The organism is Formosa bonchosmolovskayae, from assembly GCF_051016085.1.
Lineage (GTDB): Bacteria > Bacteroidota > Bacteroidia > Flavobacteriales > Flavobacteriaceae > Formosa.
Map to the genome: position 1 here is coordinate 3,502,018 of NZ_CP174605.1, position 16,926 is coordinate 3,518,943.

The following is a 16,926-nucleotide window of genomic DNA, read 5'->3' on the forward strand; positions in this document are numbered from 1 at the left end:
TCGGATTTTTTTTATTATCATTTTATTCAAATACATTATCTATTCCATCGCCGCAGAAACAGCTGCAGATAATCGTTTGTATGTTCCATTTTCTAAACGAGAACGAATTGCTTCAAACGCGTCTAATGTTTCATTTACATCTTGAATATCGTGTGTTGCAGTAGGTATTAATCTTAATAAAATTAATCCTTTTGGTATTACAGGATATACTACTATGGAACAGAAAATTCCATAATTTTCACGTAAATCTTTCACTAAAGCCATAGCTTCAGGAATACTACCTTTTAAGTAAACAGGTGTTACACAACTTTGCGTTGTACCAATATCGAAACCACGAGATTTTAATCCAGACTGTAAAGCATTGGTATTTTCCCACAGCTTAGCTTTAAGCTCAGGCATAGTTTTAAGCATTTCTAAACGCTTTAAAGCACCTGCTACCAATTGCATTTGCAATGATTTAGCAAACATTTGAGAACGTAAATTATATTTTAAATAATCTATAATCTCTTTATCTGCCGCAATAAATGCTCCAGTACTCGCTAAAGATTTAGCAAACGTTGCAAAATACACATCAATACCATCTTGTACGCCTTGCTCCTCACCTGCTCCAGCACCAGTTTTACCTAGAGTACCAAATCCGTGAGCATCATCGACTAAGAATCTGAAGTCATATTTTTCTTTTAAAGCAACAATTTCTTTTAAACGACCTTGTTCTCCACGCATACCAAAAACACCTTCAGAAATCACTAAAATTCCTCCTCCGGTATGTTCTGCCATTTTCGTAGCACGCTCAAGATTTTTTTCAAGACTTTCAATATCGTTATGTTTATACGTAAAACGTTTACCCATATGTAAACGTACACCGTCTATAATACATGCATGAGCATCTACATCGTAAACAATAACATCGTCTTTAGATACCAATGCATCTATGGTAGACACCATACCTTGGTAACCAAAGTTTAATAAATACGCCGCTTCTTTACTTACAAATTCAGCCAGCTCATTTTGTAATTTTTCATGAAGATCTGTGTGCCCCGACATCATTCTTGCACCCATAGGATAAGCCGAACCATAAGCGATTCCTGCTTCCGCATCTGCTTTTCTCACTTCAGGATGATTTGCCAACCCTAAGTAATCATTTATACTCCATGTAATTACATCCTTACCTTGGAATTTCATTCTGTTAGATATTTGCCCTTCTATTTTTGGAAACACAAAATATCCTTCTGCTTGAGATGCCCATTTTCCTAAAGGTCCTTTATCCTTATATATTTTTTCAAATAAATCTTTCATGTAAGCTATTAATCTAAATTTTGGTGCAAAAATAGCTTTTTATGCCATTATAGCATAATATTTTCGCAACCTCTTGTTAACAAACTTAGTAACAAAGCACAACGTTTCTCAATTGAAAACATTGTGCTTCGCTACCATTATTTTATATATTGAATTCCCTGAACAGCCTCGACATTAACGCTGTCAAAAAAGCCTTGTTCATTCATCCATTTATCACTATAAATCTTACTCATGTAACGCGAACCATGATCTGGAAAAATCACCACTACAACATCACTTTCAGAAAACTTTTTAGCCTTCCCTAATTGCAATACAGCCTGCATTGCGGCACCAGATGTATATCCTACAAATAAGCCTTCACATTTAGCAATACGTCTTGCTGTATGTGCACTTTCTTCGTCTGTTACTTTTACAAACTCATCTATAATATCAAAGTCTGTAGCTGTTGGTATTAAGTTTTTCCCTAGACCTTCTATACGATATGGATAAATTTCCTTTTCATCGAACACCTGTGTTTCATGAAATTTTTTCAATACCGAGCCAAAAGCGTCTACACCTAATATTTTTATGTTTGGATTCTGTTCTTTTAAATACTTTGCTGTTCCTGAAATGGTGCCTCCAGTACCACTACAAGCTACTAAATGTGTAATCTTACCCTCTGTTTGTTTCCAAATTTCAGGTCCGGTAGACAAATAGTGCGCATCAATATTTAATTGATTAAAGTACTGATTTATATAAACAGAACCCTTTATTTCGTCATGCAATCGTTTAGCAACCTCGTAATACGATCTAGGGTCGTCTGCACTTACATTTGCTGGACAAACATAAACTTTAGCCCCCATTGTTCTTAGCATATCTATTTTATCTGCAGAAGATTTAGAACTTACCGCTAAAATACAATCGTATCCTTTAATGATACTTACCATAGCAATACTAAATCCTGTATTACCTGAAGTAGTTTCTATAATAGTATCACCTGGTTTTAATAAACCTTGCTTTTCAGCTTGCTCTATAATATATAAAGCTATTCTGTCTTTAGAGGAATGTCCCGGATTAAAAGCTTCTACTTTTGCATAAAAATCACCATTGATTTGAGACGTAATTTTATTTAGTTTAATTAAAGGAGTATTTCCCACTAAATCCAATACGTTATCAAAAACTTGATTTTTATGTTCCATAAATACTATTTAAAAGCTACTTTCTCATTGATCGAAATAACTAAAACCTGACAAAAATAAGCATTTTTTTTTACTTATGAAGTAATCCCTTCCAATTCCAACAAAAACACATATTCTAAAGCCACTTCTTTTAAACTCTCAAATCGGCCAGAAGCACCTCCGTGTCCTGCTTCCATATCCGTTTGAAATAACAGTAAGTTTTCATCTGTTTTAAGATCTCTCAATTTCGCCACCCATTTTGCGGGTTCCCAATATTGCACCTGAGAATCGTGTAAACCTGTTGTAACTAACATATTAGGATAGGTTTGTGCAGTGACATTATCGTAAGGAGAATACGATTTCATATAATTATAATACGCTTCTTCATTTGGATTTCCCCACTCGTCGTACTCTCCGGTGGTTAACGGAATGGTGTCATCTAACATAGTTGTTACTACATCTACAAAAGGAACGGCTGCCAAAACCCCATGATACAATTCTGGGTTCATATTTACAATTGCTCCCATTAATAAACCTCCAGCAGAGCCACCATAAGCATACATATGCTTCTCGGACGTATACTTTTCGCTTATTAAATGTTTAGTACAATCTATAAAGTCGTGAAACGTATTTAACTTAGTTAAAAGCTTTCCGTTTTCGTACCAATCTCTACCTAAATATTCCCCTCCTCTAATATGAGCAATGGCATAGATAAAACCTCGATCTAATAAACTTAAACGGATCGTACAAAAGTAAGGATCTATTGTAGAGCCATAAGAACCATATGCGTATAGTAGCAACGGATTTTCGCCATTCATTTCTAAACCCTTTTTATGCACTAGTGTAACAGGTACTTTTACGCCGTCGCGAGCCGTAGCCCAAACACGATCGGACGTATAATTATCCTTATCGAATGTACCGCCTAAAACTTGTTGCTCTTTTTTAACGTCCTTCTCCTTTGTTTTAAAATTATAATCGATAACCGAACTCGGTGTGGTTAACGAATTATAACTATAACGTAAAACATCGCTATCAAAATCAGGGTTATTTCCTGTATTAGCCGTGTAGGTTTCACTATCGAATGGTAAGTAATAATCTTCTGTTCCATCCCAGCTTATAATACGAATATTGTTTAATCCGTTTTCTCGCTCGCTAACAACAAGATAATCCTTAAAAATTTCTATATCTTCTAAAAGCACATCTTTACGATGTGGTAACACCTCTTCCCAATACGCTATCTCAGTTTGAATTTCGTTGGTTTTTGAAAGCTTAAAATTGGTTGCACCATCGGCATTGGTAATCACATAAAAACTATCCTTATAATGTGCAATCGCATAATCTAGTTCTCGAATACGCTCTTGAAAGATTTTAAACTCATGGTCAGGCGTATCGGCGTTTACAAAACGATATTCCGATGTTAATGTACTCGCAGAACCGATGACAATGAATTTATTCGATTTTGTTTTATATACGAAGGTGTTATAGGTTTCGTCATCTTCATGAAAAACCTGCACATCCTCTATATTGTCATGTAATTTATGCTTGTATACTTTGTCCGAACGCAACGTAACTTCATCTTTACGCGTGTAAAAAATAGTTTTATTATCGTTTGCCCAAGTGGCACTTCCAGTTGTATTTAGAATTTTATCTTCATACACTTCGCCTGTAATTAAGTTTTTAACTTGAAGTGTATATTGTCGTCTACTCACTGTGTCTGTCGAAAAAGCGACCAGCGTGTTGTCTTCACTAATAGAAATGCCTCCCAACTTAAAATAGCTAAAACCTTTAGCCATTTCATTACAATCGAATAAAATCTCTTCTTCGGCCTCTAACGTACCTTTCTTACGTGTGTATACTGGATAATCCTTACCTATTTCGTAACGGGTAATATACCAATAGCCGTTTAATTTATAAGGCACAGACTCGTCGTCTTCCTTAATTCTTGACTTCATTTCTTCAAACAAATCCTTTTGAAATTGTTCTGTATGAGCCATTTTATGTTTGGTATACTCATTTTCTGCATTCAAATATGCAATAACCTCTTCATCTTCTCTATCATTTAGCCAAAAATAATTATCGATTCTGACATCGTTGTGAACCATTAATTCTTTTGGATTTTTTTTAGCTATTGGAGGTTGAATATCTTTTTTCAAATGATTATAATTTATTCTTGATTTTAACTGTCAAAAGTATAAAAATTAAATAATTTTGTATGGAATTTTAAAATATTAAAAATATGTTTGGAGACCTAATGGGTATGATGGGAAAACTAAAAGAAACCCAACAAAAAGTTGAAGACACGAAAAAGCGATTAAACACTGTTTTAATTGACGAGCAAAGTAACGACGGGAAATTAAAAATTACATTAACAGCCAATAGAGAAATTAAGTCTATCGAGATGGATGAGTCTTTACTTCAAGATAAAGAAGAACTTGAAGATTATTTAATTTTAACCTTAAATAAGGCTATTGAAAAAGCATCTTCTATAAATGATGCAGAATTAGCTGCCACCGCGAAAGATGGTATGCCAGATATTCCTGGAATGGATATGTTTAAATAATTCACAATATTATTAAACACAAAAAAGGAAGCTAAAATTTAGCTTCCTTCTTTTATTATATGTTGAAATTGAAATTAAAGCGCTTCTCGCTTTGCTTTCTTTTCTTCTTTCATTTCTTGAAAACGTTCTAATAAAGCTCCACCAATCCAATAAGGAACAACAAATGTTAATAAAAATACCATTAACCAAAAGCCCATGGTTAAAATAGTTAAAAATGCTAAAAAGCCTAAATATTGGTCGAATTCAAACATAATCGGTGTGTTTCTAAATTATAGTTGTCGCAAATATAGATTAAATGCTTTTTTTATACAATAGCATTTAATATAAATCTTAAAAGTTTTTAAATTATTTTGAGTCCGGCTGTGGTGTCATTCTCAAATATGGCTTAATTTCTTTAAATCCTTTTGGGAAAACATCCGGAATATCTTTAGTATCTATACTTGGTGATACAACACAATCGTCCCCATTTTTCCAGTTAGCAGGCGTCGCAACCTGGTGATATGCTGTTAATTGTAACGAATCGATTACACGTAAAAGTTCATCGAAATTTCGTCCCGTTGAAGCGGGATACGTAATTATAAGTTTTACTTTTTTATCAGGATCTATTACAAATACAGAACGTACCGTTAATTTATCGTTGGCATTAGGATGAATCATATCGTACAACTCGGATACTTTATGATCTTCATCGGCAATAATAGGAAAATTAACAGTGGTGTTTTGCGTTTCGTTTATATCCTTAACCCACCCCTTATGCGATTCCAATCCGTCTACACTTAAGGCTACAACCTTTACATTACGTTTATCAAATTCGTCTTTATATTTAGCCACTGTACCTAACTCTGTAGTACATACTGGTGTATAATCTGCTGGATGCGAAAATAAAATCCCCCAACTATCTCCTAACCATTCATGAAAATTAATCTCACCTTCTGTAGATTGTGCTGTAAAATTTGGAGTGATGTCTCCTAATCGTATTGTTGACATAATTGTATAAATTTAGTGATTATTAAATGCCTACTAAATTAATAGGTTTATAGAAGATATTCAACAAACTCATCTTAAGATTATCTTAAATTTTAGTTATTAAAAATATACCTATTAAGAATAAAAAAGAAGTTGAAAATTGTTAAATTTGTTACTCATTAAATTATAACAAAATGGACTATCGTATAGAAAAAGACACCATGGGCGAGGTAAAAGTACCTGCTGATAAACTTTGGGGAGCTCAAACAGAACGCTCTCGTAACAACTTTAAAATAGGACCATCGGCTTCGATGCCTTTAGAGATTGTTTATGGATTTGCATATTTGAAAAAAGCCGCGGCCTATTCAAATTGTGAATTAGGTGTACTTTCAGAAGAAAAACGGGATTTAATAGGACAAGTTTGCGATGAAATTTTAGAAGGAAAACACGACGATCAATTTCCTTTAGTGGTTTGGCAAACGGGTTCTGGTACACAAAGTAACATGAATGCTAACGAGGTTATTGCAAACCGAGCACATCAACTTGCTGGTAAAGTTATTGGAGAGGGTGAAAAAACCATTCAGCCTAACGATGATGTAAATAAATCTCAATCGTCTAACGATACGTTCCCAACAGGAATGCATATTGCAGCTTACAAGAAAATAGTTGAGACCACAATTCCTGGTGTGACTCAACTTCGCGATACACTTTTAAAAAAATCGGAAGAATTTAAAAACGTTGTAAAAATAGGACGTACGCATTTAATGGATGCGACACCACTTACCTTAGGTCAGGAATTTTCGGGATATGCGGCCCAGTTAAGTTATGGTTTAAAAGCATTAGAGAACACACTGCCTCATTTAAGCGAATTGGCATTAGGAGGAACAGCTGTAGGAACAGGTTTAAATACACCTAAAGGATATTCTGAAAATGTAGCGGGTTACATTGCAGAGTTTACAGGATTACCACTTATTACTGCCGAAAATAAATTTGAAGCATTAGCCGCTCACGATGCTATTGTAGAATCTCATGGCGCCTTAAAACAATTAGCGGTGTCTTTAAACAAAATCGCTAACGATGTTAGAATGATGGCTTCTGGACCGCGAAGTGGTATTGGAGAAATTATTATCCCTGCAAACGAACCAGGAAGTTCAATCATGCCAGGAAAGGTTAATCCAACGCAATGTGAAGCCTTAACTATGGTTTGTGCGCAAGTCATTGGTAACGATGTTGCTATTTCTATGGCTGGAGCTCAAGGACATTACGAACTTAACGTGTTTAAGCCGATTATGGCCGTTAATTTCTTACAGTCGGCTCAATTAATTGGAGATGCTTGTGTGAGTTTCGATATTCACTGTGCTGCAGGAATTGAACCAAATTATCCAAAAATTAAGGAATTACTAAACAGTTCTTTAATGCTTGTAACGGCTTTAAATACTAAAATTGGTTATTATAAATCTGCTGAAATTGCAAATACAGCACATAAAAATGGTACAACTTTAAAAGAAGAAGCTGTAAATTTAGGATATGTAACTGCTGAAGAATATGACGCCTGGGTAAAACCAGAAGACATGATTGGAAGTTTATCTTAATCCACCAATACATAAAATTAAAAATCCCATGCCGTTACTAAGCATGGGATTTTTTATACCTCCTAAATAAAACTTTATCGCTTAAAAAAAGGGTTAAAGATTTCGCTTTACTTTTTATTTTTTAGATTTAGGTTGCGCTTCCTGAGGTGCCGAAGGTTTTTCGGCTAGTTCGAATAAATCAAGGTATGCTTGTCCCAGATACGAGATTACATCTGAGGCAATTAAACTTTGATAGCCTTTAAATTCAATCGCTAAATCTGCAGATTTTCCATGTAAATACATCCCGAAGCAAGTTGCTTCTAACGCGGTGTAACCTTGCGACACCAATCCTGTGATAATACCTGTTAACACATCTCCAGTTCCAGCTGTCGCCAATCCTGGATTCCCAGTAGAATTTATATATAATTTATCTTGATAAACCGCTATCGAATTTGCGCCTTTAATAAGTATTAGTATCTTATATTTCTTGGCAAACGCTTTGGCCTTATTTAATTTATCAAAATCGTCTTCCCACGCCCCTATTAAGCGTTCTAATTCTTTAGGATGCGGTGTTAATATAGTATCTTCCTTTAAGTACTTTAATAGCTCTTTATTTTTAGAGAGTATATTTATTCCATCGGCATCTATAACTAAAGGCACAGTATTCGCTTTTAAAAATGATTCGAACGCCACTAACGTTTTTTCGTCTGTACCTATACCAACACCTATTCCAATATGTGTTGGTTTAATATTGAAATCAATATGTGTAATCTTACCCTCATCGCCATCGGTAATAACCATAGCTTCAGGAAATGCTGTTTGTAAAGGTATATAGCCGCATTTTGGAGTAAATGCAGTAACTAATCCTGCTCCCGATGCTAAAACGGCTCGACTAGCTAGTTGAACTGCTCCTATTTTCCCATAACTACCACCAATAATTAAGGCGTGACCAAATTTTCCTTTGTGAGAAAATTTATCGCGTTGCTTATACATAGGTAATACATCTAATTTACCTAAAATATAGGCTTCGGTTTCTGTTTCTTGCAGATACTGCGGATCTATCCCGATATCAAGAGCTTCCCATTGATCTATATATTTAGAAGTTTCGGGTAAGAAAAAAACCAGTTTAGGTGTTTGAAAGCTTAAAATAAGATTAGAATGCACCACTTCATCTTCATGTTTAGGTACACGATCTATAAATAATCCCGAAGGAATATCTACTGAAACCGTTAAAGCTTTAGACGCCTTAAAATGTTTAAATAAACTAACTACCCAATCGGCTATTGGTCGGTTTAATCCCACCCCAAAAATAGCATCTACTATTATATCCTGATCGGAGATTACGGGAAGATCGTCACCCTTATGTAGGGATACCGGCCAGTCTTTTGTAGTTTCTTTTAAGCGTTCGTAATTAACTAAAAAATCTTGAGAGCGTTTATCGCTAAAATCAACTATAAACGTTTTTACATTATAACCATGAGTAATTAAATGTCTGGCCAAAACCAACCCATCACCGCCATTATTTCCTATACCACAAAATACTAAAATAGGGACAGGCGCACCTTGTAGTCTCGCGTCTAACCAATTAAACAGACTTGTTCCCGCGCGCTCCATGAGATCGGCATAGCTAATATTTTGTTTTTGAATAGTAAATCTATCACCTTCGTAGATTTGTTCTTTAGAAAAAATTTTCATCCTTAAATATTTTACAATAATCATTAAAGATTATTCAGTTAAACAGAATTAAAATGGTTTTAAATAAACGATTTAAGCGTAACAGTAAATAATCTGTAAAAAATTATAATACATTTTTTTATAACAGTAAAAGTAATACATTTGAGAAGTTTAGTAGTAGAAAATGCAAAATACAGAACATACAATTCAATTAATTTCTAGACCAACTATCGTTGGTAGCATTGCTATGATCATTATTTCTATTTCAAACATTATTACCCCTTGGGGTAATTAATTATATATCTTCCGTCCATACAAGTTGTAATTTTATGTTACAATACTCAAACAATAAGCTATTAAATTTATACAATCTACTTTAAAATGAAAGTATTAAAATTCGGAGGAACATCTGTAGGGTCCTCAAAAAACATAACCAACGTCGTATCTATCTTAACCAATTATGCCAAAACAGATAAGGTTATTTGTGTGGTTTCTGCTGTTGGCGGCGTTACCGATAAGTTACTAGAAGCAGGACAATTAGCACAGTCTAAAAACAGTGCTTACGCAGACGCTTTTTCAAACATAAGAACAATTCATTTAAATATTATTAAGGAATTAATTCCGTCTAATAATGAAACTGTTTTAGAAGAAGTTGAAGCCCGTTTAGCATCTTTAAAAAATCTTTTAGATGGTATTTTCTTAATCAACGAATTATCGCCTAAAACATCGGATAAATTGGTGAGTTATGGTGAATTATTATCATCTTTCATTATTGCTGAAACTTTAAAAAGTAAGGGTGCAAATGCAGAACGTAAAAACAGTCAAGAATTAGTAACTACCAATTCTAACTTTACAAAAGCAGAAGTAAACTACAGCATTACAAATAAAAACGTACAGGACTATTTTAAAAATAGTACATTCGATATTACCATCTTACCAGGATTTATTTCTAAATCGGTTACTGGTGAAATTACAACTTTAGGTCGTGGGGGTTCAGACTTCACCGCAGCCATTGTTGCGGCGGCATTAAAAGTAGATCAATTAGAAATCTGGACAGATGTTAGCGGTATGTATACGGCAAACCCTAAGATGGTAAAACAAGCACTACCTATAGATAAATTATCGTATCAAGAAGCGATGGAATTATCTCACTTTGGAGCAAAAGTCCTATACCCACCAACGGTTCAGCCTGTATTAAGTCTGCAAATTCCAATTCATATTAAAAACACATTAGAACCAGATGCTGTTGGAACTATAATTTCTAAAGATGGAAGTAACGTAAACAATGCCGCAAAAGGTATTACAAATATTAGTAATGTTGCTTTACTTACGCTTCAAGGAAACGGAATGGTTGGAATCCCAGGATTCTCTAGACGTTTGTTCCAAACTTTAGCACAAGAAAAAATAAATGTCATTTTAATTACTCAAGCGTCTTCAGAACATTCTATCTGTTTTGGAATTGATGAAAAAGATGCCATTTCTGCAAAATCTGCAATCGATACAGAATTTGAAAACGAAATTTCACTGAATAAAATAGACCCTATTCTTGTAGAAAGTAACTTATCAATTATTGCACTTATTGGAGATAGTATGAAAAGCCATCAAGGTATTAGCGGTAAAATGTTTAGTGCTTTAGGAAAAAACAACATTAATATTAGAGCAATTGCACAAGGCGCGTCAGAACGTAATATTTCTGCAATCATTGCACAAAAAGATATCAAGAAAGCTTTAAATATCTTACACGAGGTCTTCTTTGAAGGTAACACTAAACAACTTAATGTGTTTATCACAGGTGTTGGTAATGTTGGAGAGCGTTTGGTAGAACAAATTAAACAACAACGTAAATACTTAAAAGAAAACCTAAAAATTAACCTTCGCGTTGTTGGATTATCCAACTCTAGAAAAATGATTTTTAATGATGAAGGTTTATCATTAAAAAACTGGAAAGAACAATTAGCAAACGAAGGAGAAGATGCTACATTAGAAGGGTTTTACGAATCTATTAAAAACTTAAATTTACGTAACAGTGTCTTTGTAGATGTTACCGCGAATAAGGATGTGGCAGATTTATATGCCAAGTACTTAAAAGAAAGTATTGCGGTTGTAGCGTGTAATAAAATTGCTTGTTCAAGCAAACTAGAAAAGTATAAAGAATTAAAACAATTATCTTTTAAATATAACGCGCCTTACTTATTTGAAACGAATGTTGGTGCAGGTTTACCGGTAATTGATACGTTAAATAATTTAATAGCTTCAGGAGATAAAGTAACCTCTATTCAAGCGGTATTATCAGGAAGTTTAAACTTTGTCTTTAATAACTTTAACGATACAACTAAGTTTTACGATGTAGTAAAACAAGCTGCCGCCGAAGGGTATACAGAACCGGATCCTCGAATTGATTTAAGTGGTGTAGATGTTGCAAGAAAAATATTAATTCTTGCCCGAGAAAGTGGTACTGAAATGGATTTAGAAGATATTGAAAACACCTCATTTTTATCTGAAGCTGGAGTAAAAAGTGATACGGTAGACGATTTTTACCAAACTTTAATTGCGGACGAAGCACATTATCAGAAATTATATGCTTCTGCTAAAGCTAATAACAGTCAGCTAAAATATGTAGCCGAATTTAATAACGGTGAAGCTAAAGTTGGATTAAAAGAAATCCCAGAAGGACACCCTTTCTATAATTTAGAAGGAAAAGACAATATCGTTATGTTTTACACGAAACGTTACCCAGAACAGCCAATGATTATTAAAGGTGCTGGTGCTGGAGCAGATGTTACGGCTTCTGGATTATTTGCAGACATTATACGCATAGGAAACAACTAATTTAATATCAAAAGACAATTTTTATCTACAGATATAAATGAAGTTTTCACTTTAGAACTTATGAATGAATTAAGAATATTTTCGCCTGCCACCGTGGCAAATGTCTCTTGCGGATTCGACGTATTAGGCTTTTGCTTAGATAGTATTGGCGATGAGATGGTGATTAGAAAAACCGATAAAAAAGGTATTTTTATTACTAAAATTGAAGGTTACGATTTACCGTTCGAAGCAGAAAAAAATGTGGCAGGCGTATCTGCACTTGCCATGTATGAAGACGCTAAACCTGATTTTGGTTTCGAAATTGAAATTTATAAAAACATTAAACCTGGAAGTGGCGTTGGTAGTAGTTCTGCCAGCGCCGCAGGTAGTGTTTTTGGTATGAATGTATTGTTGGGACGACCATATAATAACACAGAGTTATCTTATTTCGCGATGAAAGGTGAAGCTTTAGCCAGCCAAAGTGAACACGCCGATAATATTGCTCCTGCCCTATTTGGAGGTTTTACATTAGTAAAAAGCGTATCGCCTTTAGAGATTTTAGAAATCCCAACACCAAATAATTTATACGCTACAATTATTCATCCGCAAATAGAAATTAAAACATCAGAAGCACGAGCAATTTTACCAAAAGAGGTGGCTTTAAAGGATGCCATTTTGCAATGGGCAAATGTAGGAAGCTTAATCCACGGTTTGCATACAAATAATTACGGATTAATAGAACGATCGTTACACGACGCTATTGTAGAGCCTCACAGAAGTAAACTCATTCCTTTATATAACGATGTTAAAGTCGCGGCAAAAACAGCAGGTGCCCTAGGAAGTGGTATTTCTGGATCTGGTCCATCTATATTCTCGCTTTGTGAAGGTATTGAAAACGCCAAGAAAGTAGAACAAGCCATACGTAAAGTATACGCCAATAGCGCTATAGAATTCGATACTTATGTATCGAAAATTAATGCTGAAGGCATGAAGATATTGAATTAATACAAACAAAAAAGCTAAGACAAAAACCAAAAAAAACGCTATGAATTATTTTAGTTTAAACAAAACAGCTCCCAATACAACGTTCAGGGATGCTGTAATTAAAGGACTTGCTCCGGATAGAGGTTTATACTTTCCAGAAACTATTACGCCTTTACCAGACTCTTTTTTTGAGACTATCGATACACTTTCACATTCAGAAATTGCTTTCGAAGCGATAAAACAATTCGTGTCTCCAGAAATTCCTGAAGCCGATTTAAAAGCAATAGTTGAAGAAACATTGTCTTTCGATTTTCCGATTATAGAACTAAATAAAAACATTTCATTTTTAGAATTATTCCACGGTCCAACCATGGCGTTTAAAGATGTAGGTGCGCGTTTTATGGCACGTTGCTTAAGTCATTTTTCTAAGGATGATGCCAAACAAGATGTAACAGTTTTAGTAGCAACGTCTGGAGATACTGGTGGCGCCGTAGCTAATGGATTTCTAGGTGTAGAAGGTGTAAAAGTGGTTATACTTTACCCTAGTGGTAAAGTGAGCGATATTCAAGAAAAGCAATTAACAACGTTAAAGAAAAACATTACAGCTTTAGAGGTTGATGGCACGTTTGACGATTGCCAAGATATGGTTAAACAAGCCTTTTTGGATACAGAAATAACAGACCATATGAAATTAACATCGGCAAATTCTATAAATGTTGCCCGATGGTTACCTCAGTTGTTCTACTTTATGTTTGCTTATAAGCAACTACATAAAAAATACGATAATATAGTATTCTCTATTCCTAGCGGAAACTTCGGAAATGTATGTGCTGGTATGATGGCGCAACAACTAGGATTGCCTATAAAACATTATATCGCATCGAATAACGAGAACAACGTAGTTACTAGATATTTAGAATCTGAAAGCTACGATGTAAGACCATCTGTACAAACTATTTCTAACGCTATGGATGTAGGGAACCCAAGTAACTTTGTAAGAATTCAGGAGATTTATAAAAATGATTTTAATCTTTTAAAGGACAATTTATCCTCTTACAGTTTCACCGATGAAGAAACAAAAGAAGCGATGAAAGAAATATATAACGACTATAGTTACGTAGCCGATCCTCATGGTGCAGTAGGTTATTTAGGTTCAAAAAATTATATTGAATCGCATCCAGAAGCGCATTGTGTATGTTTAGAAACGGCACACCCTACAAAATTTTTAGATGTTGTTGGAGAAGTTATTCCTGAAAATATCGAGCTTCCAGCTCAAATTTTAGCGGTAATGGACAAGAAGAAAAAATCTATAAAAGTTAGTACGTATACCGATTTAAAGCAATATCTTTTGAATCGCTAAGAAAAACCTATTCAATTTAAAAAAATGGCCATAACCGTAGATGTTATGGCCATTTTTTATTTCCATAACCACCACTCTGCTTTAAAACCTAAATAATAACCCCAACGTTGTTCTCCCATAAATTGCAAAGATAATAATGAAGTTCGGCTAAGAAATGAAAACAATCTGTTATAAAAAATGCATTTCGATAACCTATAGTAAAATCGGATTTACGGTTATACGTTTGCTTTCCAAAATAGATTAATTATTATGAGCTCCGACAAATCTTATCCTTAAGATACTAAATCCATTAAAAACATATCTGTCTAAAACATTTAATACCGTCTCATTTACAAGCACCAATGAATGCGCACTATTAAAGTTTAGAGACTCATTTGGCGCAACATACGTCAGTCTCGGTTTAGAAACACCTATCGTCTCTATTGATATTTCCATTTTCGTATAGCTAAGATAAAGTCAAAAGAGTACATCTTCATCTGATTAAAGTCTCTACAATAACCACCAACGATTGCTTTCTAAGCCTTTATATTTAACTGTATTTTATATTCGGAGTCCGTTTAAAACAGATAAAATTCAATACTTTTGTGCAACAATCAATTTTATAGTAAATGAAAAATACAGCATTAACAGCTACACACGAAGCTCTTGGAGCGAAAATGGTTCCTTTTGCGGGATACAATATGCCAGTTCAATATGATGGTGTAAATATAGAGCACGAAACGGTTAGAAAATCGGTTGGTATTTTTGATGTCAGTCATATGGGAGAATTCTTAATTGAGGGCCCAAATGCGTTAGCTTTAATCCAGAAAGTAAGTAGTAACGATGCTACTAAATTAACTATTGGAAAAGCACAATACAGCTATTTACCTAACGATGATGGCGGTGTTGTAGACGATTTACTAATTTATAAATTAAAGGAAGAAACTTACCTTTTAGTGGTTAATGCAAGTAATATTGAGAAAGATTGGAATTGGATTTCTTCTAAAAATGACGTTGGTGCAGAGATGCGCGATTTAAGTGCAGAGTATTCTCTATTAGCCATTCAAGGCCCTAAAGCCATTGAAGCTATGCAACCACTTACAAGTCATGACTTATCTGCCATTAAGTTTTACACTTTTGAAGTTGGAGATTTTGCAGGTATAGAAAATGTAATTATTTCTGCTACGGGATATACGGGAAGTGGTGGTTTCGAAATTTACTGTAAAAATAGTGAAGCCAAACAAATCTGGGATAAAGTTGTTGAAGCTGGTGCAAAACCAATCGGACTAGCAGCACGTGACACCTTACGCTTAGAAATGGGATACTGCTTATACGGAAATGATATAAACGACACTACCTCGCCTTTAGAAGCTGGCTTAGGTTGGGTTACTAAATTCACGAAGACATTCACTAATTCTGAAGCTTTATTAGCAGAAAAAACAGAAGGTGTTAAAAATAAATTAGTGGCCTTTACATTAGACGAGCGTGGTATTCCGCGTCACGATTACGATATTGTAGATAATGATGGTAACAAAATAGGAATTGTAACTTCTGGAACCATGTCTCCTTCTTTAGGAATTGGTATTGGATTAGGTTATGTCCCTAAAGACTATGCAGTAGTAGATGGTAAAATAAACATTCAAATTCGTAAAAAAGCCATTCCTGCGACCGTTGTAAAATTACCGTTTTACAAAGGATAATATAGAATTACTTCTCAGGAAGACGATACATGAAGGAGAACAGAAGTAAACATAGAATATTAATTTTAGGAGCAAGTGGCTTTATTGGCAATGCCATATATAAAGAGCTTTGCTCCTATTTTAATACGTTTGGAACTTACAATATAGCGCGAAAAGAATTTGAAGATAATCATCATTTTTTTCAATATAATGTTGAAGAAGACGATGTTTTTGAAATTCTTGAAGCCGTTCGACCAACCATAATTATTTCGGCTGTTCGAGGCGATTTTTCAGCTCAAGTGATCGCTCACACCCATTTGGCCGAGTATATACTAGCTACAAATACAAAACTTATTTTTATCTCTTCGGCTAATGTTTTCGATGCCTACAGTCAGTTTCCAAGCTACGAATTAGATAAAACCTTAAGTCATAGTGTTTACGGGCATTTCAAAATTAAAATTGAAAATATGCTTATGCGACTACCCGTAAAACAAGTGGTCATCTTAAGACTGCCTATGGTTTTCGGAACACAATCGCCAAGGATAAAAGAAATAAAACAGCATTTACACGAGAAAACCCCCATTGAAATCTTTCCGAATTTAATAATGAATGTGACTACAGATTCTAAAATCACACAGCAAATTCATTATTTAATTAATCGAGACGCATTTGGTATCTTCCATTTAGGCAGTTCCGATTTGGTGCATCATGACGAATTCATCGCAGAGATAATTTCATCTATCGGATTATTTAACCCGATTTTAAAACAGGTTTACACCACAAATAACGATCGCTATTTGGCCGTTTTACCTAAAGAAAATCTATTACCCAATCACTTACAAGTTTTAAGTAAACAAATCTTAACAGAACTGCAAGTCTGATTGATTTTAAA

13 protein-coding genes are annotated in these 16,926 nt (G+C 34.4%); 7 read left to right on the plus strand and 6 right to left on the minus strand.

The window, feature by feature from the left end; genetic code table 11:
• Window positions 1-39 precede the first annotated feature (39 nt).
• The 3 genes from ACKC83_RS15080 to ACKC83_RS15090 all read right to left on the minus strand — a co-directional run bounded on the left by ACKC83_RS15080 (window position 40) and on the right by ACKC83_RS15090 (window position 4,606).
• Complete coding sequence (locus tag ACKC83_RS15080) at window positions 40-1,296, minus strand: aminotransferase class I/II-fold pyridoxal phosphate-dependent enzyme (RefSeq protein WP_414034666.1); 1,257 nt, start codon at window positions 1,294-1,296, stop codon at window positions 40-42.
• Window positions 1,297-1,433: 137 nt separating this feature from the next.
• On the minus strand, window positions 1,434-2,474 hold the full coding sequence (locus tag ACKC83_RS15085; RefSeq protein WP_414034667.1) for a PLP-dependent cysteine synthase family protein: 1,041 nt from the start codon (window positions 2,472-2,474) through the stop codon (window positions 1,434-1,436).
• Between the two features lie 74 nt (window positions 2,475-2,548).
• Window positions 2,549-4,606, minus strand: coding sequence for a S9 family peptidase (locus ACKC83_RS15090; RefSeq protein ID WP_434036150.1), 2,058 nt, complete (start codon window positions 4,604-4,606; stop codon window positions 2,549-2,551).
• 83 nt (window positions 4,607-4,689) lie between these two features.
• On the opposite strand from ACKC83_RS15090, the gene ACKC83_RS15095 reads away from it, so the two are divergent.
• Window positions 4,690-5,013 (plus strand): YbaB/EbfC family nucleoid-associated protein, encoded by a 324-nt coding sequence (locus ACKC83_RS15095; protein ID WP_434036151.1) that lies wholly within the window; start codon window positions 4,690-4,692, stop codon window positions 5,011-5,013.
• Window positions 5,014-5,087: 74 nt separating this feature from the next.
• Here ACKC83_RS15095 and ACKC83_RS15100 read toward each other — a convergent pair whose 3' ends face one another.
• Window positions 5,088-5,264, minus strand: a complete 177-nt coding sequence (locus ACKC83_RS15100; RefSeq protein ID WP_414034670.1) for a hypothetical protein — start codon at window positions 5,262-5,264, stop codon at window positions 5,088-5,090.
• Window positions 5,265-5,358: 94 nt separating this feature from the next.
• Window positions 5,359-6,000, minus strand: a complete 642-nt coding sequence (locus ACKC83_RS15105) for a peroxiredoxin (RefSeq protein ID WP_434036152.1) — start codon at window positions 5,998-6,000, stop codon at window positions 5,359-5,361.
• 173 nt (window positions 6,001-6,173) lie between these two features.
• On the opposite strand from ACKC83_RS15105, the gene fumC reads away from it, so the two are divergent.
• Entirely contained in the window at window positions 6,174-7,571 is a 1,398-nt protein-coding gene (fumC, locus tag ACKC83_RS15110) for a class II fumarate hydratase (protein WP_434036153.1), read from the plus strand.
• Between the two features lie 114 nt (window positions 7,572-7,685).
• Here the strand turns inward: fumC and ACKC83_RS15115 are convergent, their stop codons facing one another.
• Window positions 7,686-9,245, minus strand: coding sequence for an NAD(P)H-hydrate dehydratase (locus tag ACKC83_RS15115; RefSeq protein ID WP_434036154.1), 1,560 nt, complete (start codon window positions 9,243-9,245; stop codon window positions 7,686-7,688).
• Between the two features lie 360 nt (window positions 9,246-9,605).
• Here ACKC83_RS15115 and thrA point away from each other — a divergent pair, with 360 nt between their 5' ends.
• The 5 genes from thrA (at window position 9,606) to ACKC83_RS15140 (ending at window position 16,915) form a co-directional block, all read left to right on the plus strand.
• Window positions 9,606-12,053, plus strand: coding sequence for a bifunctional aspartate kinase/homoserine dehydrogenase I (gene thrA, locus ACKC83_RS15120; protein WP_434036155.1), 2,448 nt, complete (start codon window positions 9,606-9,608; stop codon window positions 12,051-12,053).
• Between the two features lie 60 nt (window positions 12,054-12,113).
• Window positions 12,114-13,037, plus strand: a complete 924-nt coding sequence (locus ACKC83_RS15125) for a homoserine kinase (protein WP_414034675.1) — start codon at window positions 12,114-12,116, stop codon at window positions 13,035-13,037.
• A gap of 40 nt (window positions 13,038-13,077) precedes the next feature.
• Window positions 13,078-14,376, plus strand: coding sequence for a threonine synthase (gene thrC / locus ACKC83_RS15130; protein ID WP_434036156.1), 1,299 nt, complete (start codon window positions 13,078-13,080; stop codon window positions 14,374-14,376).
• 608 nt (window positions 14,377-14,984) lie between these two features.
• Window positions 14,985-16,055, plus strand: a complete 1,071-nt coding sequence (gene gcvT / locus ACKC83_RS15135; RefSeq protein WP_414034678.1) for a glycine cleavage system aminomethyltransferase GcvT — start codon at window positions 14,985-14,987, stop codon at window positions 16,053-16,055.
• 29 nt (window positions 16,056-16,084) lie between these two features.
• Window positions 16,085-16,915 (plus strand): sugar nucleotide-binding protein, encoded by an 831-nt coding sequence (locus tag ACKC83_RS15140; protein WP_414034679.1) that lies wholly within the window; start codon window positions 16,085-16,087, stop codon window positions 16,913-16,915.
• The last annotated feature ends 11 nt before the right edge of the window (window positions 16,916-16,926 follow it).

What these genes read in the sequence shown, in the direction of transcription:
- ACKC83_RS15080 (WP_414034666.1), bottom strand. Translation starts at nt 1,296, where the DNA reads ATGAAAGATTTATTTGAAAAAATATATAAGGATAAAGGACCTTTAGGA.
- ACKC83_RS15085 (WP_414034667.1), bottom strand. Translation starts at nt 2,474, where the DNA reads ATGGAACATAAAAATCAAGTTTTTGATAACGTATTGGATTTAGTGGGA.
- ACKC83_RS15095 (WP_434036151.1), top strand. Translation starts at nt 4,690, where the DNA reads ATGTTTGGAGACCTAATGGGTATGATGGGAAAACTAAAAGAAACCCAA.
- ACKC83_RS15100 (WP_414034670.1), bottom strand. Translation starts at nt 5,264, where the DNA reads ATGTTTGAATTCGACCAATATTTAGGCTTTTTAGCATTTTTAACTATT.
- ACKC83_RS15105 (WP_434036152.1), bottom strand. Translation starts at nt 6,000, where the DNA reads ATGTCAACAATACGATTAGGAGACATCACTCCAAATTTTACAGCACAA.
- fumC (WP_434036153.1), top strand. Translation starts at nt 6,174, where the DNA reads ATGGACTATCGTATAGAAAAAGACACCATGGGCGAGGTAAAAGTACCT.
- ACKC83_RS15115 (WP_434036154.1), bottom strand. Translation starts at nt 9,245, where the DNA reads ATGAAAATTTTTTCTAAAGAACAAATCTACGAAGGTGATAGATTTACT.
- thrA (WP_434036155.1), top strand. Translation starts at nt 9,606, where the DNA reads ATGAAAGTATTAAAATTCGGAGGAACATCTGTAGGGTCCTCAAAAAAC.
- ACKC83_RS15125 (WP_414034675.1), top strand. Translation starts at nt 12,114, where the DNA reads ATGAATGAATTAAGAATATTTTCGCCTGCCACCGTGGCAAATGTCTCT.
- thrC (WP_434036156.1), top strand. Translation starts at nt 13,078, where the DNA reads ATGAATTATTTTAGTTTAAACAAAACAGCTCCCAATACAACGTTCAGG.
- gcvT (WP_414034678.1), top strand. Translation starts at nt 14,985, where the DNA reads ATGAAAAATACAGCATTAACAGCTACACACGAAGCTCTTGGAGCGAAA.
- ACKC83_RS15140 (WP_414034679.1), top strand. Translation starts at nt 16,085, where the DNA reads ATGAAGGAGAACAGAAGTAAACATAGAATATTAATTTTAGGAGCAAGT.